The organism is Paenibacillus terrae HPL-003 (assembly GCF_000235585.1).
Lineage (GTDB): Bacteria > Bacillota > Bacilli > Paenibacillales > Paenibacillaceae > Paenibacillus > Paenibacillus terrae_B.
The window spans coordinates 5,892,286-5,916,316 of the sequence record NC_016641.1 but is presented as its reverse complement, the minus strand read 5'-3'; the positions used below and the strand labels follow the sequence as shown (position 1 = coordinate 5,916,316).

Below are 24,031 nucleotides of genomic sequence, written 5' to 3'. Positions count from 1 at the left end.
TGTACGTCCGAAAGGGAAATCAGGAGAGGATTTAGAAGAATCCAACTCGTCCTTCGGCTACATTTTTTAACCAGTCCTGCTTGCGGCTCTTATCCAGCTCGCCTCGCATACCTTTAATAATCAGCTCAATGTCCGTTTTTCCACTCTCATGCCATTCCAGAGCAGTGCTGACATACAGCTCACCAAGCTGGGCCAGAGAAAAGCCGTCAGTCATCGCTGCCGCCTTCTGCGTACCCGCTTCTCCTGCAAAAACAAGGAAGTTGCGCAGCTTGAGATACGCTAGTCGTAGCGCTTCATCCGGCAGACTGATTTCATAGGCACGGTCGAAGCGACCCGCCCGGTTCATCAGACCTGGATCAATTTTTTCGGGATAATTGGTTGTTCCGATCAGGAAGATACCCTCCTTGGAAGTAGCGCCATCAAGCGTATTCAGGAAAAAGGAACGAACTTCCTGCGGCATGGAATCAATATCCTCAATGACCAGCACCATCGGAGCGAGACGGGTAGCCGCCTCGAACACCTCTTTAACCGATTCGCTGGTTGTATACTCCGTAATTTGCCAGTAGGCGGCCGGACCCGGTACGCTGCTCGCAATAGATTTAACAAGCGTCGTTTTCCCGTTGCCCGGATGGCCATACAGCAGAATACCGCGTTTGTATGGAATATTATAAGTCTGATAGAATGTACGATCTGCTTCAAAAAACTGATCGAGTGAACGGAAAATATCGCGCTTGATTTCAGCTTTCAAAATAACGTCATCCCGCGTAATGGCACGGGTAATTGGCTCCGCCTGCCGGGATAATCCGCGGCTTGTGTCAGTAAAGACGGTGACCCGCGTCATATTCTGCTTGCGTTCACGCCCGCGTACGCCCGCGAGGAAGCCTTGCAGCTCCTGATCGCCTGTCGCAAATACGTAATCTTCATTATATACGCCATTTTCACGGAAAAAGGGAACCCGCGCCAGCGCGATGCCCCACTTGGGATAGGCGAATACATTATTACGCATCGACAGATGCACGCCGTATTCTGGAGTGGGCCCGTCATCGTCATATTGGATGGTGCGTTCCTCCAAGCGATCAAAGACCCGTGCCACATGCTCCAGATCCGGGCTGCCTGAACGAATGTCCTCCTCCAGCAAGTCCCAATACTCAATATTGGGATCGTCACTGGCATACAGCTCATATTTTACGCCATAGCGGTTATATAGGGCTTCACTGATGCCGTCGATCAGACGGGCATAAGCGGCATAGCCGGTAATACGCCCATCCGTACGTTCATCAAATTCGTAAATAGCTGGGATGTCTATACTCAATTATTTGGCTCCTTTCAGGGCGGCCAGCGGCTTGCATTTGGCTACAACGGTTGCAAGTCCTGCCCCGGTGACACTTTCAATAATATCATCTACATTTTTGTAGGCTTGGGGAGATTCGTCGAGAATGCTTTCCAGCGATGACTGATTGACCACAATCTCGTCGTCTGTCCCTACACCAAGTGCTCCGGCAAAATCGTCCACACTTACGAGTCGTTTGGTCGCAGAGCGTGAACGGATACGGCCCGCTCCATGGCAAATGGAGTGGAAGTTATCCTGCCCGCCCGGCAGACCGACCATAATATAGGAAGACGTCCCCATAGAGCCGGGAATCAAGGCCGGATGTCCTGTTTCCCGGTAAGGTTTCGGATTGTTAGGATGTCCGGCTGGAAGAGCGCGGGTAGCCCCTTTACGATGCACAAACACGCTGCCGTGATCCGGGTGGGATTCCTCCCAACCATAATTGTGCATCAGATCGTACAAGGTGCGCAACTCGCACTTTGTACCAAAGACATCACGAAAGGCTTCACGTACGGAAAAAGCGATCAAATGTCGGTTCACCACCGCATAGTTCAGTGCCGAGTACATCATATTGATGTAATGTGCAGCTTCGGGATGCTCCAGGGGGGCAAATACCAACCTTGGATCAGAGGTTCCAAGCCCAAGGCGACCCATTGCTTTGGCAATGGCAGACGAGCTGGTTTGGCTGACCGCTCCACCCCAGGCACGTGATCCGGAGTGAACCATGACGGCAACCTGACCGTCGAACATCCCCCAGGCTTCGGCTATTTCACGGTTGTGCTCGGCAATCTCAATCGCCTGAATTTCAACGAAATGATTCCCTCCACCCAGCGTGCCGAGCTGTCGGTGAGCCCGGTGCCACGTGCGATCTTCGACGAGATTAAGTACCTCTTCATCAAATGAGAACTTACTGTGCTCTACATGGGTGAGTGAGGTTGATTTTTTGGGCGTGTAGCTGTCCGGAATATATTTATTGGGTAACCCATGCAGGCCCTTGCGTACAATATGCTCCAGCCGGATATCTGAATAATGTCCACGCTGGTGGGCTTCCATCGGCAAATATTTATCAATGGTCTTGACCAGCTTGCGGCGCAGCTTGGTTTCCTTCAAGGCATCCTTGTGCAAATTGGTCAGGTGTACGCGCATGCCGCAGCCGATATCACTGCCGACGATGGAGGGAGATACATAGCCGTCCTCCATTCCCCATACCGCTGTTGTGCCGATGCAGGTTCCGACGCCTACATGTACATCTGGTGTATACCCCATATAGCGGATACCGGGAATTTGTAAATTGTTATTAGCCATCTCGAACACCTTGTAATCCAGTGAGGAGAAAAGCTGCTGAGAAGCATATACGGTCAAATCGCCAGCCGGAAGCTTCATAAGATGGCTGTAAGGTCCTTTTTGTAAGAACGAGTCTGTCGTGTGTTGTATATTCATATCGTTGGATAATTCCCTTCTTCATGTAAATCTAAAAATACATACAAATTAAGCTTTAAAAAAAGAAATAAAAAAAGCCGCAGACTTGTCGTCTACGGCTTTCTGCACCGAAAGTGTCATTACACGTCATGATCTATACATCATTAATACGTAAAATAACCTGTTCTTCCAATGGCATTACATACAGAAAAAAGCCTGGTTAATCACGCCGTCAGACAGCGCGATGTCCCCCATCATGTCGCCCGAACGGGGCCGATGAGACGAAAATTCTTATATATGGTTTTGTCATGCTGCCTGTCTGTTACCATCATGTAAAGCTCAGTCATGTCTGTCGGCCCCCTTTTCCTAAAGTTAATTGCTATGTTAATGGAAACCTGTGGAAGCTGTCAACCCTGAAAAGAGGAAGAATGGAAAGATGTGACTTTAATCATAGTGAAGTGTGAGTTAAATCATAGTTCAAATGACCCAAACCTGTTACTGTCTAAATATTCAAATATTCAGAGATTGTTGATGGTTTACAGAACAATTTTTGTGAGGGGACGGAGCAAGCATGGAAGGAGATCTCCAGAAGTTTAAGGCCGACTTTTTCAAAGCATTGGCTCACCCTCTGCGCATCCGCATTCTGGAGGTGTTGAGTGAAGGGGAGCGGAACGTAAATGAGCTACAGACTGCGCTCGGTTCCGAAGGCTCTGCCGTATCGCAGCAATTGGCCGTGTTGCGCGCCAAAAATTTGGTGAGCAGCATCAAGGAAGGCACGACGGTCGTTTACTCGCTGCGGGACCCGCTCTTGACGGAACTGCTTGCGGTGGCGCGGCAAATTTTTGACAATCATCTGGTCGAAGCTATCTCGTTGCTGGAGGGTATACGGAACGAGAAGTAATGCTACTACAGAAAAGAAGGGTTACAGAGGATGAAGTGGATGGGAAGGTTCGAGGGATATAACGCAGGAGCTTTGCGAAAGGACCTGATTTCCGGAAGTATCGTGGCAATTGTGGCAATTCCGCTCGGTATGGCGTTTGCCATTGCATCGGGAGTAAAGCCGGAATACGGGTTGTACACAACCATTGTGGCAGGAGTTTTGGTTTCGCTGTTAGGAGGGTCCAAATTTCAGATTGGCGGACCTACGGGCGCTTTTATTCCGATTTTGCTGGCTATTGTCATGCAGTACGGTTATGAGAATTTGCTCATAGCCGGTTTCATGGCGGGGATTATGCTCATCTTAATGGGCGTGCTGAGGCTAGGCGCGTTAATTAAGTTCATCCCTAAGCCGGTAACGATTGGCTTTACGGCGGGCATTGCCGTGACGATTTTCAGCGGTCAGATTGCTAACTTTCTCGGCTTGCGCGGAGTAGAGCGGCATGAAACGTTTCTGCCTTCTATGGCAGAGCTGATCCATCGCCTGCCTTCACTGAATGTGTACAGTATTCTGACGGCGGGTATCTGTCTTGCCGCCCTCATTCTGGTGCCTAAAAAATGGCCCAAGGTACCCGGTTCACTCGTTGGCCTGCTCTTATCCACGCTGGTGGCAGCCTGGCTTTTTCCGGGTCAGGTGGCAACGATCGGCACCGCATACGGCGCAATTCCGGCATCTCTGCCTGAGCTGCATGTTCCAAGCGTGACCTGGGACCTAATTGTGAAGCTGCTGCCGCCCGCACTTGTCATCGCAATGCTGGGAGCTATCGAATCCCTGCTTTCGGCGGTGGTTGCTGACGGCATGACAGGGGCCCGGCATAACAGCAATCGTGAGCTGGTTGGACAAGGTTTTGCCAACTTGCTCACACCACTATTTGGCGGTATTCCTGCGACGGGGGCGATTGCGCGCACAGCCACCAATATCCGCAGTGGTGCCGTGTCTCCCATGTCGGGCATTGTACACGGCTTGGTTGTGCTGCTTATTCTGGTGGTTTTTGCTCCATATGCATCCAATATTCCGTTGGCGAGTATGGCTCCGGTGTTGATGGTGGTCGCCTGGAATATGAGCGAGCGCACACATTTTGCACACATCCTCAAGACGCGGACAGCGGACTCTATCGTACTGGTTGTCACCTTTTTACTGACGGTATTTACGACGCTGACCACGGCTGTTGAGGTAGGTCTGATTCTGGCCGTTGTACTGTTCGTCAAGCGTATGAGCAGTACACTTTCAGTGGATAAGGTACTACCCGATCCTTCCGTTAAGCATGAAAAAGTCGGTGCCCATATGGTTACAGAGCAGCATGATTGCCCACAGGTGGCGATTTATAGTGTGGAAGGCCCTCTATTTTTTGGTGCCGCTTCGGCATTGGAAAATTCGGGGATGGGAGGTCAGGCTGGCTATAAGCAAGGGATTTTATTGTTGCGTATGGGTAAGGTTCCCTTTATGGATATGACAGGAGAGTCTAACTTTACCGCATTGATTCAGAAATATCGTAAATCCGGTGGAACGGTGCTTGTTTCCGGCCTCCAGCCGCAGCCGCAGACATTACTTCACAAAACCGGATGTTACGACATGATCGGACACGAGCATTTTTTCGAGCATACAGGAGAAGCCCTTACGGCAGCCATAGCACGAGTGGATCGGGATACATGTCGGGGGTGCAGGCAGATGGCTTTTCGGGAATGTGCCGCCCTATGCGGCAGGTCGCAAGCACTATCAAGACCATCCATTTCGGATGGAGCGGTTCCGGTTCCCATACCTGTAAACAGTGGCAGATAGCCCTCTCTGAATCTTCTATGGAATGTAGAAGGAATGCCGAAAAATCTCTTTTATTTTTACGATAAGAAGTGCAATATCAAGACCAGCACTTGCTCGTAAAAACGGAAGAGGTTTTTTGCTTTTCAAAGAAAAAGGGAAAAAATTCAAAAAAAAATGCTTGTATATCTGTTTTTATGACATTATACTAGATTCAAAAGATACCATTTGTATCATTCTTTTGTTTTAATTTGGCTTTTAATGCACAGATATTAAACTCCTCGATAACTTCTAGCTTCCTACCCTACTTTTTTCTTCAGGTTTTTCTCTTACTTTTTCCAAAGCGATATAAGCTGAATTTTTAAAATTTACACTATTTCTTCCGGTCCTGCCCCCTTGGTTATTCACCACAGAATCATGACCTATGGATTCCAAGCTAGAATCTATATTTTTTGAAGGAGGTGATGACCAGAGGCTATTTCGTGAGCTTTTCACGCGGCTGTCGGCAGGTTATTCTTGAGAACCACAAAACCAAGTAAAGGGAGATGAAAAGTATTGATTAAGTCGAAAAATATCAAAAAGACGTTATCGGTTAGTTTTACTGCTATTCTTGCTTTTTCTCTGATTTCTCCGGTGTACGGAGATGCGAGCACAACCACCGCGGCAGGAGCTTCAACCATTTCCGCCAAGGTTTCAGCCAAGCTGAACCAGCAATTTAGTGAAAGCGAGTACGTCACCTATCTGGTCAAATTAAAAGATCAGGTAGATACAGAGTCGGTTGCCAAGCATGCTTTCCAAAAGGCTTCCTCAGACCAGATTTCTCCGGCTGCCGCTAAGCTGTCTGTACGTACAACAGTTGTGAACTCTCTCATTGATACTGCTGAAAAATCTCAACAGCCTGTGGAAGAATACTTAAAGAAGGAAGTCAATAACGGAGGCGTCAAAAAGTACAAGAGCTACTTTATCGTGAACGCGCTTGCGGTAACGAGTACCAAGGAGGTATTGGATAATCTCGCCACACTTCCTGAGGTAGACAAAATTTTACCGGATGAAACGCGGGAGCTGCAAAAGGTTGAAATAGATAAGGATGCCCAGCCAGCAGCCGAACAAGCTGCTGTAGACACGGCTGCAACGGAAGAGAATGCACAAAAATCCGTGGAGGAATCCGTATATAAGGATGCTGTAACGCCGAGCCGAGCCGAATGGAATATTTCCAAAATCAAAGCACCACAGGTTTGGGCCAAAGGCATTGACGGCAAAGGGGTTGTCGTTGCCAATCTTGATACAGGCGTAGAGTACACTCACCCGGCGCTGAAAAGAAAATGGCGCGGTTTGAATGCTTCCGGTCAAGTCGTTAATCCAGAGCTGAGCTGGTATGATGCGGTTAACGGAGCATCACTGCCAACAGATTCAAACGGACATGGTACACATACGATGGGGACGAGTGTTGGCTCGGACAGTAACGGTACGAATGAAATCGGGGTTGCTCCCGGTGCCAAATGGATTGCCGTACGGGTATTTAACCCGTCAACGACAGATTCCATTCTGCTGGACGGAGGTCAATGGTTGCTGGCCCCAGTAGACAAAAATGGCAAGAAGCATCCTGAGCTTGCGCCGGATGTGGTGAATAACTCTTGGGGCGGTGGACCTGGTCTGGATGAATGGTATCGTCCAGTCACCAAGGCGTGGAGAGCGGCTCAGATTTTCCCTGAGTTCTCTGCAGGCAACACGACACTGTCAAATCCGGGCGGACCTGGGTCTGTAGCTAATCCGGCGAACCTGCCGGAAGCCTATGCCACAGGAGCGACTGATGTTAACAACAAGCTGGCGAGCTTCTCGCTGCGTGGTCCTTCGCCATATGGAGAAGTGAAGCCTGAGATATCGGCCCCTGGCGTAAACATCCGTTCCTCTGTTCCTGGTGGTGTTTACGAGGGTGGCTGGAACGGTACATCCATGGCAGGCCCGCATACGGCCGGATTAGCGGCATTGCTGCTCCAGGCCAAGCCATCCTTGACAGTGGATCAACTGGAGGATGTTATTTCGAAAACAGCGACGCCGCTGACAGACAGCCAGTATCGGACTTCACCGAATAACGGCTATGGATATGGTCTGATCGACGCGTTGGCTGCGGTCAATTCGGTACTTAACTAGAATGGTCTGATCGTGTTGTAGAAAGACTTCGGAAATCCCTTGAAGCGGCTCATCCAGAGATTGCATACACCTGCTAACCGTGTAATGCAACATTTATGCAGCCGCTATAAAGGGGTTTTCGTACATAGAAAATACAAAAATCATTAATTTAAAGAAGATTGCAAAAAAATGACTTGTATATCTGTTTTGATAACTTTATACTATCCATAATATATGTTTTTATATCAATTTTTAATATAAAATGTAACGATATAACATGTCGTGTTATAACATGTTCTCTCTTCGACATTCTCCTGCTTGTTCTCCTTGGTATCTGCTGAATTTCATCGCATGCTATCTTTGACTCACAAACTCATCTATGAAATACATTCACCTATGAAAATCTAAATCGTTTTATACCTCTATATTCTATGAAGGAGGTGGTTGTCAACCCTATCATGTTGTGAGCCCGTAGATTTGATGTGCAAGGCAAGAAGGCATGAGGTCTTACTCTCGTACAGGTTATACCAGAAATATTAAACCTAGTAAAAGGAGTGGAGGAGTAATTGATTAAACCTAAACGATTCAAGAAACCACTATCTATCGGACTATCTTTGCTTATGGCCTTTTCTTTTGTCCAACCCGCTTTGGCGAATAATACACCGGATGGCTCCAAGCTGGAGCTGAAATCAGGCTCGCACAAGGTAACGACCACGAAGGTATCCCCTAAACTGACCAAACAGTTTGAGGAGAACAATTATGTAACTTATCTGGTCAAATTAAAAGAACAGGTGGACACAAACAAGGTTTCCAAAAATGCTCTCCAAAAGGCCTCGCTTGAGAAAATAACACCCTCTGCCGCCAAAATGGCTGTCCGTAGCAATGTGATCAGCTCTCTACGTGAAACCGCTTCAAGAACCCAATATGGGCTTGAAAATTATTTGGATAAGCAATCGGAGAGCGGTGGAGTGAAGGAATATAAAAGCTACTTTATTGTCAATGCCTTGGCGGTCACAAGTACCAAGGAGGTGCTGGACCATATTTCACAGTTGCCTGAGGTAGACAAAATTTTGCCGAATGAAACACGTTATCTGCAAAAGGTGACGGTTGACAAGCAGGCAGAGGGGGCAGTCGCCAAAACTGCTGAAACAGCGGCAGCAGACACGGCAAAATCTGCAACGGCAGAGAAAGCTGTAGAGCTGGAGAAGGACGATAGTAAAACATCAGCGAAGCCCGGCAATGCAGGTAAGAACGCTGTAGACCCGTCTACCGTGGAATGGAATATATCACATATTAATACACCTCAAGTATGGGAACAAGGAATTGATGGAACCGGAATCGTCGTGGCCAATCTCGATACAGGCGTAGACTATACTCATCCGGCCCTGCATCGCAAATGGCGCGGTCTGGATGCAGCGGGGAATATTGTGAATCCTGAGCTGAGCTGGTACGATCCGCATAGTCATGCCACGCTTCCAGTCGATCAGGAAGACGATTCCCACGGTACGCATACGATGGGCACGATGGTCGGCTCCGAGGAAAACGGAACCAACCGGATCGGCGTTGCGCCTGGCGCGAAGTGGATTGCGGTTCGGATTTTTAATCCGGAAACGACGGATGCGATTATACTGGACGGCGGTCAGTGGCTGCTTGCGCCAAGGGATGCTCAAGGCAATCTACATCCCGAGCTTGCACCGGACGTGGTGAACAATTCGTGGGGTGGCGGACCCGGCCTGGATGAATGGTTCCGACCTGTAGTTCAAGCATGGCGGGATGCTCAAATATTCCCCGAATTCTCAGCAGGTAACACCTCCCTTTCCAACCCGGGCGGACCTGCATCGGTAGCGAATCCGGCCAATTACCCGGAATCCTTTGCCACTGGAGCAACTGATATCAATGACAAACTAGCTAGCTTCTCACTGCTGGGACCGTCACCATATGGCGAAGTGAAACCCGAAGTATCCGCACCGGGGGTGAATATTCGGTCATCCGTGGCTGGCGGTGCCTACAAAGGCGGATATAACGGAACTTCTATGGCGGGCCCTCATGTAGCGGGACTTGCGGCTCTGTTGCTGCAAGCGAATCATTCGCTTACCGTGGATCAGCTAGAGGATATTCTGATGAACACAGCTACAGCGCGCACGAATAGCACATATCCGACTTCTCCGAACAACGGCTACGGACATGGTGTTATTAATGCGCTGGATGCAGTCGGCTCTGTCGTTCAAGGCTTGGGCTCCGTGTCCGGTAAAGTCGTAACAGGTGGAGACGATCTGGAAGCGCCTGTTCTGGAGCATACACCGGCTACTGCGGCATTCGAGGGCATTGATATACCTCTGACTGCTCATGTAACGGATAATGTCGGGGTGACAGCAGTTGAGGCCTTTGCCAAAACAGCGGGCACGTCAAACTATGTATATATTCCGTTGGAACGGACCTCCGGCGACAGCAAAGACGGTACATATCAAGCGTCCATCCCGACTTTTTTGGTGAACAGCGCCGGTCTGGAATACTATATTCGTGTCAATGATTACGGTAATAACGGTTTTGAAACGGAAGTATATAAGGTTAGCATCTCCAAGGGTGTTAAGCCGGGATATACGCAGGATTTTGAAAAAGACATCGCTGGTATCAATATCGGCGGACAAGGCAGTGTCTGGAAATGGGGAACTCCGACAAGCGGCCCTAAAAGCGCACATTCGGGTGCAAAGGTCCTCGCGACTAATCTCGAAGGCCAATACCAGACCAATTCCAACAGTTATTTTATGGCTCCTCCAATTGATCTGACCGAAAGTCCGAAAGGGGCACTGGTTAGCTTCAAACATTGGTACGATCTTGAAAACAATTCTGATTTCGGCAAAGTGTATGTAGCGACCACTAATAGTCAGAATGCATTTGAGCAGGTCTTATCGTTTACCGGAACCAGCAACGGCTGGAAAACACAGTATCTGGATTTGCGGGCATTCGCAGGTCAAAAGGTGTACCTCTTATTCAACTTTACAAGTGACAATACGATTGTGAAAGAGGGCTGGTACATCGACGACCTGTCGATTCAGGAACCGGATACCGTTGCTCCTGCCGCGCCAAGTAATTTGACTGCCGAAGCGGATACGGTCGGCAACGTTACGCTGGCCTGGAATGCTTCATCCGATGAAGATGTGAAGCAATACAAAGTGTATCGCTCCACCCAATCGGGCAAAAATTACACTTCGTTGGGTACAACCACGGGGCTGACCTTCACTGATACGATCACGGTCGGTGGGGCGACCTATCATTATGCAGTGGCGGCCGAGGATTACAGCGGTAACGAGGGAGTCAAGTCGAATGAGGTCTCTCTGAGAGTAGACGTACCGGATACGCTGTATAGCGATCATTTTGACGGCAGCTCGGATAACGGCTGGACTCACTCAGGTACCAAGGATGAATGGGAGCGTGGCATTCCCAAAGTCGGGCCTGAGAGTGCGGCATCCAAACCAAACGTATGGGCGACGGATCTCGATAGCAGCTATGAGAGCGGAGCTGACTTTTCACTGGTTTCTCCAAAAATTAATTTGAATGGTGTGCGCAACGCGACACTGACCTTCAACCACTGGTTTGAAATTGAGGCCGGCTATGACTTCGGTTATGTGGAAGTGTCCCAAAATAATGGCGACACTTGGACCGAGCTGGGCAAATTCTCTCATAACACCAATGGGAAAAAATGGACTCCAGTTTACTACAATCTGGATAGCTATACCGGCAATGAGATTCAAATTCGCTTCCGCTTGAAATCAGATAACAGTGTGAACAAAAACGGTTGGTACATTGACGATTTCCGTGTGTTGGGCATTCCAGCTTCGACAGTAACCAAGGATATCGTACCTGAGTCGAATATCAAGCTGGAAAAAGCGGAAGAACAATTCCCGCTGTACAAAATTACAAGCACCGAAAAGAGTGAATTCCAGGAAAAAGTGAAGCCGACGGAAGCGACGGTGGACAGTGGACGTGTCGGTCTCGAAAGTCTTCCTGCCAGCGCCACAGTTACCGTACTGGAAACCGGACGTTCGGTGAAAACCGATCCGACCACAGGTAAATACAGCTTCATTCACGTAGCTGGCGATTATACGCTGAAGGCTGAAGCCTATGGCTATGAGCCGCAAACGAAGCAGGTCACGATTGAGAATAATAAAGTCATCAGAGCAAACTTTAGTCTCCAAGCTGTACCTCATGGTACGGTTCACGGAGTCATTACCGACAAGCAATCCGGTGAACCCATCCAAAAAGCGAAAGTGCTGGTGCTGGAGGATGCACGTATTGCTCCGGTAGAGACGAATGAAGCAGGAGAATTTACACTGGACGTGCTGGAAGGAACATATACTTTATCCATTTCAGCCAACAATTATTATAGCGACAGCGTATCCGTTACGGCTCCTCCGAACGGCAGCGTGGAAGCAAACGTCACGCTGAAGCCTTTTATCGGCTTCCAGGGAGGCATCGCTTATGATGACGGTACAGGGGAAAATGCCAGAGCCTTTAATGCGGCAGGCAATTCTTGGGCAGTTCGAATGACACCTGAGTCGGAAGTGGCTCAAGTGACAGGCGCATCCCTTCTGTTCTGGAACGCTGCCTTCCCGAATCCGGGAGGAACGGCGTTCCAATACTCCGTCTATGATGCATCTGGGGCGGCAGGCGCACCGGGACGTCTGCTGGCTGGTCCATTTGACGGCACAGCCGTTCGAGATGAAACAAAGTGGACGACGGTACAATTCCCTGAACCCGTATCGGCTCAAGGTGACTTTTACATCGTTTATACGCAACCAAGCGCAGGCACGCAGTCTCCGGGTCTTGCTACAGACGAGAGTGGACCGAATGCGCTTCGTAGCTGGCAAGGTGTAAGCGGCGCATGGAGTCAATCACCGGAGGATGAGGGCAATTACATGATTCGTGCTATCGTCCGATATCCGGTGAATGCGCCAACGATTACAACACCGACGAAGGCAACGTATACGAAGGAAGAGACAATTACCGTTACAGGTACTTCCCCGGCAGACGGGGCGGACATCCAGCTCTTTAATGGTAATGAACTGGCTGGCACAACCAAGGTGAAGGATCGCCAGTTCAGTCTGTCGGTTGAGCTTCAGCCGGGTGCTAATCCGCTGAGTGTTCAAGCGGCGGTATACGGCAAATTGACGGATCGTTCCGAGCCCGTGGTCGTCATACTTGACCAGACTAAACCGGGTCTGATCTTGACTTCGCCGGATGAAGGAGCCCGTACAAATGCGGGTGTCGTCAGTGTAACCGGTACGGTGTACGACGAGTTCCTCACCGACTTGACGATTAACGGTGAGCCAGCCGAATTTGGAAGTGACGGCAGCTTTAACAAGCGGCTGCTTATCAATGAAGGAGAAAATCAGATTACGGTAACGGCCACGGATCTTGCCGAGAACGTAACGACGGTTACCCGTTCAGTGTATGTCGATACAGCCTTGCCGAAGCTGGAAAACATTAATCCTGCTGAGGATGTGCGCATCGCTCCAGGGGGGCCGGTACGGGTATCCTTCGATAGTGCATCCGGCTTGGAGGCGTCCTTTCATGTGGAGCTGCCCTTCAACCTGTCCACCTTGGGACAAAACGAAATTCCGTTAAACGAAACTTCGTCAGGGCACTATGAGGGCACTTATTTCACTTCGTCTTCTCTGAATCTGGAGGGCGGAGTCATCGCAATCCGGGTAAGGGATGCGGCAGGCAATGAAGTGAAGACAGAAGCGCCGGGAAGATTGTATGTAACGAAAGGCGGTGGACAGGACCCTGATCCGAATCCACCTGCATCCAATGAAAAGCCGGTAGCCATTATTCAGGCGAATGATTCAGCCAAGAAGAACAAGAATGTACAATTTAACGCCAAAGCTTCACGTGACGCAGATGGTAAAATCGTCAGCTACAGCTGGAATTTTGGTGATGGCGATACAGCCGTCGGTTCCAAGGTGAAGCATAAATTCACCACAGCCGGAACCTATCTGGTGGAGCTGACGGTGACAGATAATGATGGCGCTACTGGTAAAGCGGTGCATGCGATTACGATCCGTTAACAGACAGTAGGATGGAATGATTCTTTTAAAATAGCGAGGAGGCCCACAGCAAGCCACCGTGAATGGAGGCTGCTGTGGGCCATTTTTAATTGTCGAACTGCTCAGGAAGCGATACAATAATTAGAAATAAATAAAGTGAATCTATTCACACGACAGTATTATTTTAAGCGGGAGAGGATCATATGATTCATTTGCAAAAAGAAAGCGGGCGTATCCGCCTTATGCTGGATGCCTATTTTATGGGAGAGGACATTGTCGTACTTATTTCAGGCGGCGATCAGCCCCATCTGGGAACGATTACAGCAGGAGCCAGACTGGAGCCGATTCAAACCGTTCAATTGCAAGCCCACAAGGAATTTTATATTACCGAAGAAATTGCTGTTCGTTTGCGGAAAGAGTTTGCAGGCAACTTTGCAATTTGCTGCGGGGCGCATATGAACGATGTAACGAAGGACGAGATCCGAATTTTGACGGACATGGCTATACAATTGGGTAAAGAGCTGATTGAAGAACTCAAGCAAAAACGTTTGTAGCGACCTTTTTAAGAAAACTCCTGAAAGAGCAGATTTCGGTATGGATATTTACTGTAAGGATACTTAAAAAGCAACGCAAAGCCATGATCCTCGATTTGTACGGATTTCAGTGCAGTAGATGGAATCAAGCTGCGGATCATCAGAGTAACCACATGCTGGTCTTTCCGGTTGATTGCTTTGGCTAAAGCAGAAGCAAAGCATCGATTGCGTGCCAATTCGAGATACAGCGGAAAAACGGCTCTGGCGATGGCGCGGTGAACCCTCGGCTCAAATGTAAACTGCACCGTACCGGGTGGAATCGTCGTTCCGTTCGTATAATACAGCATCGGTGGCTGGGCCAAAAAGGAGATAAAATAGCCAATGCCGTTCGTGCCCAGTCCTTGCTTGGCAGCAAATGGCGCTACCGAGCAGAGAAGGGCTTTCATCCGATCCAAATTGCCATGCACCACAGCACGTGACCATTGGACGGCGAAAGAACGACGGGTGGCAATGGCCTTGTAAAATGGCAGCATGGCGGCGGATATTTTCCTGAGTATGTCAGCATTTAAGCGTTTGTGAGGCGAACCCCTTCTGCGGGATGTTGCACGATATACCATAGCTCCGACCTCCTTGGCAGGATACTCTCATGGAGCGCATTTTATCAGTAATAGGTAAAATACTGTATGCTGGATCACCACGAAAAGTGCTTATGTATCAATGTTTTCTTACTAATAATGCACTATTTCTTAATTGCTTGGTCACGTTTCTGGTCACGGAATTCTATTTCAATTTTTTTCTGGTGTCTCTATCGTATTCCTATTTAATAAATTGGTTAATCCTTCTGCCGCATCTGACTGCATATTTTTCAATAAATGTGAATAAGTATCCAATGTTATAGTTACACTACTATGACCTAATCTCTCAGAAACTACCTTTGGATGTACGCCAATAGATAACATTAACGAAGCTGATGTATGTCTTAGATCATGAAATCGAATGTAAGGTAAAAGAGCAACTTAGACATAATGATACGCAATTGGTGATCCTTTCTTAACTTTTATATGCATATCGGAAGGGAGAAGAATGATATGGTATCAAATAGATTAATAGATAATTTAAAATCTAAACAAAATAAATGGAGCTACAACCAGCGTATATGGTTAAGAGGTGCTAGTATTGGATGGATAAAGGGCTATTGTGACATCAAAGATAAATACGCTGTTGAAAGGATGGTAAATGGAAAATTAGTAGTAAGATTATATTTGTCGGAAAATATTATTGATTATGAGCCTTGGGATGAAGAAAAGAAGAAACAAAATAAAGAGCGTATTGACAATATAAATAGACAAAAGCGTATAGAAGATTAATTTAGACTTTTGATTGATGGCAGTGTGAAATGTAGATTTTAAACTATCAACAATTGTTCCTTTAGATAGGAGAAAAACTACGTCTTAATTAGAGCCAAAATCTAGTTCTAAAATAGTAATCTTGTACTAACTATGATATGCAACAAATAAGCCTAGATAAATTTCTAGGCTCTTTGCTGTGTCTATGTAGGTAATAAATTTTGTGTGCTGTTGATTTATTCTTCTGTTTCCTCGAACTGCATCAAAACAGATACATCTTTAATGTTTAAGGCGTTAGCTATTTTTTCAAGGTTATTAATATTTAGTTCCTGAAATTTGTTGTTGCACAAATTAGATATCTTTGATTGTGGAACTCCTGAAATATCTTCAAGTTTCTTTTGCGTAATTCCTTGCTCTTTCAGAACTTCCTTTAACTTAATTTTAATATACCGATATCGTGATAATACATCTGATATCACAGTACTTTCTTTGGCACTTTCATCACCATTTTACCAATATCTCAAGGAGGAAGATACCCAGTGAACAAAAAAGCCAACAAGCAAGCCATCATCGACATTATACGAATGAAGCCAGTTTGGGAATCAGAAGAAGACACCGAAAAGGAGTTGCACTATTACCATATCACCGATGCACTTAATCGCAAATGGCAAACCATTGGCCTAAACGTGTCAGACGCTATACAAGTGTTTGAAAACGGTAATGACGACAATTGGACTCGTATTATCGAACCAGCCCCGTACAATCCTGACCTGTCCACCAATGATCTATTCAATATGCTCAATATCAGCCCTGAAGCAACAGGTATCCGTAACGATATGCAAATCATATTGAACACAGTTGAACGCCGCAATGAATATGTAAGTCGTATTGTCAATGTGAATCGTGAAAGTAGATTTCTTTTGCTACATCAAATGAAGTACAGCACGATCAACTTACAGATGAACAGTTTATGCAATTGTATGCTGTCAATCCTGTGGAAGCATTGTCCATATATTTCTTACAGTCCATTAATATTATCTCGTATTGGGAATGGAAAGCGGCTGGAGGTACTGCTGAGAAGGCTATACAGTATAAACGTGAGGAACCTTTGCTTTCGTTTATTCAAGCCATTGAACGTGCTGAGGATGAAGCGAGAGGGATTACATCAGGTTTCTAATTTGTCACATGACACTACTATTTCCCAAAAGGAGAAGATACATATATGACAATCACATTGAACAACCAAGAGGTAGTCACCATGACCACTACGGAAATTCCGTATCACTCTGACCTGACAATTGAAAAGCTCTGCTACTTCCTTGATATCTCACCAAAGGCAACTATCCTTATCAACTCAATGCAGTTCATGCTCAACACGGCTGAACGCCTTAATGAATTTCTGAATCGCTCTACATTTGCCAAGCATCCATTGTCATTGCTCACTAAAATGCGTAAGGAAGACATTGACGCACACGGCTATAAAGACAAAACTACTTTCGTGTATGACTATTACCGCAATAAGAAAATGGCGTTTGAGAAGTTGTTTCAAGAGGAAGCCCTTCAGTGGAAAATGGATAAGTACCGTACAGGGATCCTGAACGCATTTACGATTGCTACATTGAGCAAGGTAAGTATTCACACATGACACAGGTCGCACTATTCGCTTAACTAAAACATATAGCAGGACAGGTTAAACACACTATCATAGGCATATATCTGTCCTTTTGTATCACATAACAACGGTAAAATAACATTTAATGAGCTTTTATAACCTATGAACGATACTCATAATCAAATGTAAAAGAACCATTCTATCATCATAATCAACATTGTACTGTAACTATGATTTAGATAACCGCTAATATAAGCAAGGTGAACATAGAAAGGAGCGATAACCATGTACAAAAACGGACGGTTAATCAATGGTAAACTGTATCTCAAAACAATAGCTGGTAACTGGATCAGTCTTCGATTTTTGGCTCAGGCCGACAGAAAGGCTATGTAACATGAATTTGGATTTGCTGGATTCAATGTATAGACGGTTAGTGAAAGAAGCGACAGGGAAGGCTGTAGCGCTGGAGAAACGGATTGAGATTGGGAAGCAGCTAACAGTTATTCGACGTGTAAAGAGAAAACTGAAACAAGAGGGAATGTCATATATATTCAAGGAGGGTTAAACTTAGCACCCCTTTGATATGTAACTAAGCGCCTAGCGATAGGGGCTTTTTTTGTTGCTAATTTTATAGGTTCATTGCTGATAAAAAGATAATGATGTATAATTAAACATAAATAGATATTTTTACAATACTACAAAAGGAGCTGAATTAATGAATAGAAGAGCGGCTGGAGTCTCATTTTGTTTTATAGCAACTATATTGTATGTTTCTAGGTATTTTATTGTAACAAATGGTGTAGTAAACTATGCTGATTCGCCATTGGATATAGCATTGAATAGGTTAAAAGGACATGATGTTCTGCTTGTACTCAGTATAATATCTTTAATCATAGGAGTTACTTACATCATTATTGGGGAAGTTAGAAAAGAAAAGTGAATACTTACCATCAAGTAGACAGCAATAATCTGTTCTATGATCTCTTAACTGTCTGACATAAGAAAACAAGGAGGTTATCCCTGTTTAGAATAACCTCCTTCTGATTAATTAATAGGGGCAGTTTTAACGGTTAGGATACCATCAGTCCGACCACTAACTACTCTGGCGATATAGATTTCGGTATAATTATTTGTTCTTACTGAGCCGTTTAACGAATAGTATTCTTTCAAATAACCGAAAGATTTATCCATAATAGGTGTAAATTCAGCCCAACTCATATAGTTAGGTCTTACTGTTGTTGTTGTTGTATCAGTATAAGAAGTACTTCTAGACCAGCCACCTCCTAGTGTTGCTGTCACAGCATCAGACTGTTTGTAAGTAAGGTTAGCATTTGCTTGCCATGTTTGGGTTGTAGAGGAGGAAATTGCTCTTGTAGCATTATCTTGAGTGCGGTTGTATACATATTGGGAAACACGTCTATTAAGAGAACTCATAGGAACAGCAGATTTGTATGTGGATTGTTCATATCGCCAATAGTATTCGTTAATTGCATTTGGTGTAATAGCTCCGTTATTTTGTGAATTTGTTTGGCTAGAATCTTTGTCTAATTCTAATTGTGCGCTCTTGTTTGCCTCTTCTTCCTGAGCTTTATAAGCTTGGAGTTCTTCTTTGCTAAGTTCAATTAACCCCTTGTCAGTTACACGATATGCTTGAACAATTTCACCTTCAACTGCTGCTTTTGCTGAAACAGAATCATTACTAGATGAGGCGTGTACACCTGTAGGAAGTAACATTAATCCAACTAGAAGTAAGCTTGAGAATTTTGAAGCTAATTTCTTCATTTTTTTCCTCCTTTTTCAATATACAGATAGTATATTTATTGTTTATACCTATGGTCAATCTAAAAAAGGAATTTTAGTCCATATATACTATGTTTTTGATTCAAAAGAACTGGAAATTAAATGGTAAAAAATGAAAGTGAAAGATTTAATGAAGTTCTTTTATCGCTTACAATGAATTAGAAAACAGTAAATAATTATTCCAATGTATTTACTATACTATCCAAAACATGTGGGAAAATGTCCCTATTTGTTGTATTATAAGCAAGTGTGAAAAAGAGCTAGAACAGCTAAGGAGGAGCATCTTTGTCTATATTTGTGATAGTGTGTGTCGTTGTTGTATTGATTGCTTTGGTGCTGCTACGCTTATTTAAGAAGCCTAGAGTTCAGGAACCATATAAGGTAACGCAGGATATTGACCCTTACAACATTGGCATTAACGAGATAGACCGTATGGAGGATGGCAAGGACTTTGAAATGTATCTGTTCAGGCTGTTCCAGTGTTTAGGTTATGGTGATGCGTATAAAACACAAGACAGTAGAGATTTTGGAACAGATGTGGTATTTACGGATAGAGAGGGCTACCGCAATGTCATTCAGGCTAAACGGTATGCAATAAGCAATCCTGTTGGTTTGAGCGCAGTTCAGGAAGTGTATAGTTCTATGCGATTTTACAGAGCTAAGAAATCTATTGTTATTACTTCGAGCAAATACACAACCTCGTGTGAACAGTTAGCCAGTTTTAATGGAGTGAAGTTGTTGGATCGCAACGATTTAATTGAAATGATTGAGCTATTCAAGTCACAGCAGCATAGCAAGGTAAAAGATATCATTGAAGCAGAGCCTTACATGAGTTTGGATTCATGGGATGATTATAGGAATAATGATAAGATTGTGAAGAAGGATCGTAAGGCTGAAAAGCTTGTTGCTTTAGGTAAGTAGGCTTCAAGTAAAACGATGATTTTATAAGGAGTGAGTAAATTGAGTTGGGATCAGAATGATCCATACAAGGAATTTAGAAGGCAACAAGAAGCAATACGAAAAGCGTTTATAGACCCAGTGAAGGAATGGAGACGTCAGCAGCAAGTACTTAAAACGGTGCTAAGTGATCCAATAGAGAAGTGGATAGAACAACAAAGAGAGTTCAGGAGGGCTGTGCAAAATCCCTTAAAGATTTGGAATGAACAACAAATACAGTGGCAGAGAAACATGGAACCCACTTTTAACTACTTAAATCAACAGCAAGACATAATAAAAAAAGCGTTTGGCTCGATATCGGAACTTTTAAAACAAACTGTCGAGGATTTTGAACAATATAAAATACTAATGGTAAGATTGAATTTCCCCCCTCATCCTGATATGGATTTCGAAGATTTTAAAGGAATATATGAGTTTTATGTGCAAAATGGTGAAGATGAGGCAGAGGGAAAAATATATGAATTAATACTTGATAACTATAATGATATAAAAATTAAATCTTATCTTAATAATTGGAAAACAGTAGATTGGTTAGTTGATAGAATAATAATACTAGAAGAATCAGTTGCTAATTATATCGAAGGTAGGTATCATAGTGCAATCTCAACATTGCTACCCCAAATTGAAGGGATAATTATAGAAAGAGGCAATGTTACAGGTTATGTTTCTCAAAAGGAATTGAAAAGATTAATTGAGGAGGTTCTCAAAGATACAGGTAGTTTTTCGTTAGATGATGCGGTTAGACTTTTTTATATAGATTGTGTGTTGGATTGATTTAAACATGGCCAAATAATCAAGTCGCCCTTAAGTAGACATGCGATCTTGCATGGAGCGGATACTAAATATGGGTATAAATTAAATGCTTTGAGATGTATTTTGTTTTTCGATTATTTAATTTCAAAACTTAATGAAACAAATCAAAATTTAGATTCCTAAAATAAAACTTTGTTTGGGAAAGGGGGAGTTTCAGAATGGATTCTCTTTCGAGGTTTAATAGAGGTATGGTTGATTATAATCATATAAAAGATAGTGAAAAAACTTCTGGTTATATTTTGGAACAAGTAAGAGGAGGAGTTACAGTAAGATCGGTTGACTTATTTATAGAAGGCCATTATATTGTTGAATCCTTAAATCCCCAAAAGGCAAAAACAAAGGAAGAACTTGCTCAATTACTGAATTTGAAGTAGATGAATTAAGCAATCCTGTTAGAGCTAAAGTTCGATTCGAAGATAATAATAAATCTGGAATGATTGAGTTACATGATTTGCTATAAACAGTTTTTTTAAATCCAATAAATTTGGGGGAAAAAATTCATGGAAATTAAGCGGTATTTTGGACTCAAAACGAGTATATATTGTGATCGCTGTCATGAAGAGATTAGCACGGACTTCTATGCGTTATGTAATGATTGTTTTCTTGTTGATTCGACTAAATTACGACTACATAAAATACAATTGTCATACCAGGCCAAGATAGAAGGATTAACTTGTTCGCTGTGCAAGTCCAGAAAAGCCAAAACTGTACTAAATCATGTTTGCAGAAGTTGCCTCTCTCAACACGATGATAATACACATATGGGGTGGTATATAAATGCAGATTTCGAAGAAGGAACTGTAATTTATAGGAGTTGCATATGTGGAGATGTGGCAAGGATAACAGTGGGAGTACATGAAAAATTCGAGTATTTTAGAGTGGGACATAAAAGCCCAACAGTTAATTCTTATCGATGCAAAAGAATAACCGCTAGAGGTCAAAGCAAGTGTGTTCATGAATGGATTATTCTTGGTAGCGATATTAACTATCAAGGCGACCGAAATATTTTAAAGATGAAAGATAGTCCTGCATTAGAGATTTTGGGGTTAGATAATTCAGACATCGAACATTTAGCATATGGAAGTACACGATATTGGTGCCATGAGTGTGGATGTTTCTATGATTTATCACCACAAAAACAATATTTGTTGCCCAAACAAGGTTATATTTATGACTGATTAAAATGAGTCTTTCACAGGAGAAGGTGAATTGTGAGTAAACAAGCGCTCAAAGGATTTGCTCTGATTTGTATCGTTGCTTTGCTTATACATAAGTGGCTACTTGTAGCGCTATTGTTTAGTGGTGTAGTGTTCTATGTTGTTGGCAAAATCAACCTTCATCAAATGAAGGATGCTTAAAAGTCAAAAAAGAAAAGGTAAAACGATACTTCATAGAAAGGAGTTTTGATAAGTGCCTATCCTAATGGTGAGATGCCCAGATCCTTTTGTAATGACCGAGAACGAAGTGAATTTAGCTGTTGCTAGTTTTCTTAAAGGTAAAAAAGCAAATATCTTGAGAATTGCAGTAGATAGGGAGCAAGGATTTGATGTTCATGCTGAAATACTAGGCTATTCACTCATTGTTGAATCGAAAGGTTCTATGAAAAATAATCAAAATGAGCTTCTTCTAATATAATTTGTACCCTTTTGTCTTTGGGGCATTTTGTCCTAGAGATGGCATACATATAAGAATTGAGTAAGCCTATTAGAGTGAAAAAACATGAAAATATGTCATCCACTCCGCGATTCTTGTTACGTTTCACGATTGCGATAGAGGTATGCTGTTTTTAAAAACATAAATAAGTAAAGGATATTTCGAATTTTAGTTTTACAAAATTTAATTTATAAAAACTTAAAAATCCCTTGATGCATCAAGATCTTTTGGACATTTTTCTCTTATTGGTACGATACGTGTTACGATGCAAAGCAATTCTTCATAAATCCCTTTGTTTATCTATGTTTTAGCTATTTTCTCGATACAGCCACGGTACAAATATATTCAGGCATAATTTTGGCTCGAACACGGCAAAAAGCTATATGGAATATATTATTTATGAACATATGATCAATTTTGACGATTGAGCTTCGATACGGGTGTCGATGCAATTTGTCCAGTTAGCTCAGAGTTGAGCATACTCCTATAATGGTTGACACATCGTCAACATTGACTGGTTAACGTACATATACAAATCATATCGACTTCGAAATTTTCTAAGTTGATCATTGAATTGGACGCTGTGTCCAACTATTCATATGAGTGCTAACCAACTTGGTTAATACTGTCTTGAAATTCAAGATGGTTATTTCTGCTGACCATTTTGTCCGGCATAAAGGCTCTAACTCTGTGTCATAAAGTATCTATGGTGTGCTGATTGAACAGGCTGCTTCCAAAGAGAACATACTTATGGATAATCAATGTGTCGTAGAAGTAATAGATATGGAGGAGCTAAGCATGGAAAAATGTTGCGTAGAAGTACAGTCATTCCTAAATGAACAAGAAGCGCTTGGTAAGAGTGAAAATACTGTCCGTACATATATGAGAATAATGAATGCTTTTGTGAACTGGATTGAACCCAATGGAGGAGAATTGAATAACTTAACGAGATATGATGTGCAAGCCTACATAAAACATTTGGAACAGGATGGAAAGAGCGCATCAACAGTAGATAAAGTGTTTGCCTGTTTGAGTGTGTATGCCCGTTTCATCTCTCGACCGGATATAGTTGATCGGATTAAACGTACTCGACCTCAAAGACAAACACAAACAGCCCCAAAGTCACTAAACGACTTAGAACGGAAACGTATACTTCGTGAAGTTGAAAAGGATGGGGTTCTAAGAGATATTGCTATCATGTATGTTTTAATGCAATGTGGTTTACGTGGATCTGAACTATGCTCACTCAATCGTAGTGATGTAACTATGTCAGAACGTGGAGGAAAATTGATTGTACGCAAAAGTAAAGGTGGCGAGTCACGTTCTTTACCACTGGCTGTTGACGTGCGTTACCATATCAGTAAATACCTTGACTCAAGGACGGATGAAAACGAAGCCTTGTTTATCAGTAATGAACGTAAACGTATCTCAGTTCGAACAGTACAGCATATGCTAAATAAGTATGGAACACATCCCCATGCCCTCAGACATACATTTGTGCGTACCCTTGTTAAATCAGGGAATGATATTGCAGCCGTGGCTGAAATGGCGGGACATAAAGATGTAAATGTAACACGTCGTTACTCTAAACCAAATGAACAAGAAATGATTACAGCAATTGAAAGAGCATTCTCATAATATATAATACGTGTGTACACCATGTACACTGTTACAAGCCAAGTGTAAGCGCTAGGCTTTT

Annotated in this window: 22 protein-coding genes and 1 pseudogene; 17 read left to right on the top strand and 6 right to left on the bottom strand. The window is 43.9% G+C overall.

The window, feature by feature from the left end; genetic code table 11:
• Nucleotides 1–31: 31 nt before the first annotated feature.
• Both HPL003_RS26230 and HPL003_RS26225 read right to left on the bottom strand, forming a co-directional pair.
• Nucleotides 32–1,312 carry an AAA family ATPase gene (locus HPL003_RS26230; protein WP_014282843.1) on the bottom strand — a complete coding sequence of 427 codons (1,281 nt, stop codon included), beginning with the start codon at nucleotides 1,310–1,312 and terminating at the stop codon, nucleotides 32–34.
• Nucleotides 1,313–2,770 (bottom strand): RtcB family protein, encoded by a 1,458-nt coding sequence (locus HPL003_RS26225; RefSeq protein ID WP_014282842.1) that lies wholly within the window; start codon nucleotides 2,768–2,770, stop codon nucleotides 1,313–1,315. It abuts the gene before it with no gap.
• 550 nt (nucleotides 2,771–3,320) lie between these two features.
• Between HPL003_RS26225 and HPL003_RS26220 the strand changes: the two genes are divergently transcribed.
• From HPL003_RS26220 to lpdD, 5 genes are all read left to right on the top strand, one after another.
• Nucleotides 3,321–3,650: an ArsR/SmtB family transcription factor gene (locus HPL003_RS26220; protein WP_014282840.1), complete on the top strand. Its 330-nt coding sequence runs from the start codon at nucleotides 3,321–3,323 to the stop codon at nucleotides 3,648–3,650.
• A 30-nt stretch (nucleotides 3,651–3,680) separates the two neighbouring features.
• Entirely contained in the window at nucleotides 3,681–5,465 is a 1,785-nt protein-coding gene (locus tag HPL003_RS26215) for a SulP family inorganic anion transporter (protein WP_014282839.1), read from the top strand.
• A 531-nt stretch (nucleotides 5,466–5,996) separates the two neighbouring features.
• Nucleotides 5,997–7,592 carry a S8 family serine peptidase gene (locus HPL003_RS26210; RefSeq protein ID WP_014282838.1) on the top strand — a complete coding sequence of 532 codons (1,596 nt, stop codon included), beginning with the start codon at nucleotides 5,997–5,999 and terminating at the stop codon, nucleotides 7,590–7,592.
• 545 nt (nucleotides 7,593–8,137) lie between these two features.
• A complete protein-coding gene (locus tag HPL003_RS26205) occupies nucleotides 8,138–13,639 on the top strand; it encodes a S8 family serine peptidase (RefSeq protein ID WP_014282837.1) in 5,502 nt (1,833 codons plus the stop codon).
• Nucleotides 13,640–13,821: 182 nt separating this feature from the next.
• Nucleotides 13,822–14,172: a prenylated flavin chaperone LpdD gene (gene lpdD / locus HPL003_RS26200; RefSeq protein ID WP_014282836.1), complete on the top strand. Its 351-nt coding sequence runs from the start codon at nucleotides 13,822–13,824 to the stop codon at nucleotides 14,170–14,172.
• 8 nt (nucleotides 14,173–14,180) lie between these two features.
• Here lpdD and HPL003_RS26195 read toward each other — a convergent pair whose 3' ends face one another.
• Complete coding sequence (locus HPL003_RS26195) at nucleotides 14,181–14,768, bottom strand: hypothetical protein (RefSeq protein ID WP_014282835.1); 588 nt, start codon at nucleotides 14,766–14,768, stop codon at nucleotides 14,181–14,183.
• A 168-nt stretch (nucleotides 14,769–14,936) separates the two neighbouring features.
• Nucleotides 14,937–15,158, bottom strand: a pseudogene (locus tag HPL003_RS28120) (tyrosine-type recombinase/integrase); the annotation flags it as partial.
• Nucleotides 15,159–15,239: 81 nt separating this feature from the next.
• Between HPL003_RS28120 and HPL003_RS26190 the strand changes: the two are divergent.
• Complete coding sequence (locus HPL003_RS26190) at nucleotides 15,240–15,518, top strand: hypothetical protein (RefSeq protein WP_014282834.1); 279 nt, start codon at nucleotides 15,240–15,242, stop codon at nucleotides 15,516–15,518.
• Between the two features lie 215 nt (nucleotides 15,519–15,733).
• Here HPL003_RS26190 and HPL003_RS26185 read toward each other — a convergent pair whose 3' ends face one another.
• A complete protein-coding gene (locus HPL003_RS26185) occupies nucleotides 15,734–15,976 on the bottom strand; it encodes a helix-turn-helix domain-containing protein (protein WP_014282833.1) in 243 nt (80 codons plus the stop codon).
• 60 nt (nucleotides 15,977–16,036) lie between these two features.
• Here HPL003_RS26185 and HPL003_RS29440 point away from each other — a divergent pair, with 60 nt between their 5' ends.
• From HPL003_RS29440 to HPL003_RS26170, 4 genes are all read left to right on the top strand, one after another.
• Nucleotides 16,037–16,723, top strand: coding sequence for a hypothetical protein (locus HPL003_RS29440; protein WP_238533423.1), 687 nt, complete (start codon nucleotides 16,037–16,039; stop codon nucleotides 16,721–16,723).
• Nucleotides 16,720–17,142, top strand: coding sequence for a hypothetical protein (locus HPL003_RS26175; protein ID WP_014282831.1), 423 nt, complete (start codon nucleotides 16,720–16,722; stop codon nucleotides 17,140–17,142). The genes HPL003_RS29440 and HPL003_RS26175 overlap by 4 nt, the downstream gene beginning before the upstream one ends.
• A 361-nt stretch (nucleotides 17,143–17,503) precedes the next feature.
• The gene (locus HPL003_RS29360) at nucleotides 17,504–17,674 is read left to right on the top strand and encodes a hypothetical protein (RefSeq protein ID WP_014282829.1); all 171 of its coding nucleotides are present in this window, start codon (nucleotides 17,504–17,506) and stop codon (nucleotides 17,672–17,674) included.
• Nucleotides 17,675–17,824: 150 nt separating this feature from the next.
• Nucleotides 17,825–18,049 (top strand): hypothetical protein, encoded by a 225-nt coding sequence (locus HPL003_RS26170; protein WP_014282828.1) that lies wholly within the window; start codon nucleotides 17,825–17,827, stop codon nucleotides 18,047–18,049.
• Nucleotides 18,050–18,153: 104 nt separating this feature from the next.
• Here HPL003_RS26170 and HPL003_RS26165 read toward each other — a convergent pair whose 3' ends face one another.
• Nucleotides 18,154–18,891, bottom strand: a complete 738-nt coding sequence (locus HPL003_RS26165; RefSeq protein ID WP_014282827.1) for a hypothetical protein — start codon at nucleotides 18,889–18,891, stop codon at nucleotides 18,154–18,156.
• A 303-nt stretch (nucleotides 18,892–19,194) separates the two neighbouring features.
• Between HPL003_RS26165 and HPL003_RS26160 the strand changes: the two genes are divergently transcribed.
• From HPL003_RS26160 to HPL003_RS26135, 7 genes are all read left to right on the top strand, one after another.
• Nucleotides 19,195–19,830, top strand: a complete 636-nt coding sequence (locus HPL003_RS26160; protein WP_014282826.1) for a restriction endonuclease — start codon at nucleotides 19,195–19,197, stop codon at nucleotides 19,828–19,830.
• Between the two features lie 39 nt (nucleotides 19,831–19,869).
• Nucleotides 19,870–20,640 carry a hypothetical protein gene (locus tag HPL003_RS26155; protein ID WP_014282825.1) on the top strand — a complete coding sequence of 257 codons (771 nt, stop codon included), beginning with the start codon at nucleotides 19,870–19,872 and terminating at the stop codon, nucleotides 20,638–20,640.
• A 197-nt stretch (nucleotides 20,641–20,837) separates the two neighbouring features.
• Nucleotides 20,838–21,053 carry a hypothetical protein gene (locus HPL003_RS26150; protein ID WP_014282824.1) on the top strand — a complete coding sequence of 72 codons (216 nt, stop codon included), beginning with the start codon at nucleotides 20,838–20,840 and terminating at the stop codon, nucleotides 21,051–21,053.
• A 126-nt stretch (nucleotides 21,054–21,179) separates the two neighbouring features.
• A complete protein-coding gene (locus HPL003_RS28940; protein ID WP_014282823.1) occupies nucleotides 21,180–21,857 on the top strand; it encodes a hypothetical protein in 678 nt (225 codons plus the stop codon).
• 33 nt (nucleotides 21,858–21,890) lie between these two features.
• Complete coding sequence (locus HPL003_RS29355; protein WP_014282822.1) at nucleotides 21,891–22,037, top strand: hypothetical protein; 147 nt, start codon at nucleotides 21,891–21,893, stop codon at nucleotides 22,035–22,037.
• 52 nt (nucleotides 22,038–22,089) lie between these two features.
• The gene (locus HPL003_RS26140; protein WP_014282821.1) at nucleotides 22,090–22,314 is read left to right on the top strand and encodes a hypothetical protein; all 225 of its coding nucleotides are present in this window, start codon (nucleotides 22,090–22,092) and stop codon (nucleotides 22,312–22,314) included.
• 768 nt (nucleotides 22,315–23,082) lie between these two features.
• Nucleotides 23,083–23,970: a tyrosine-type recombinase/integrase gene (locus HPL003_RS26135; protein WP_014282820.1), complete on the top strand. Its 888-nt coding sequence runs from the start codon at nucleotides 23,083–23,085 to the stop codon at nucleotides 23,968–23,970.
• Nucleotides 23,971–24,031 lie beyond the last annotated feature (61 nt).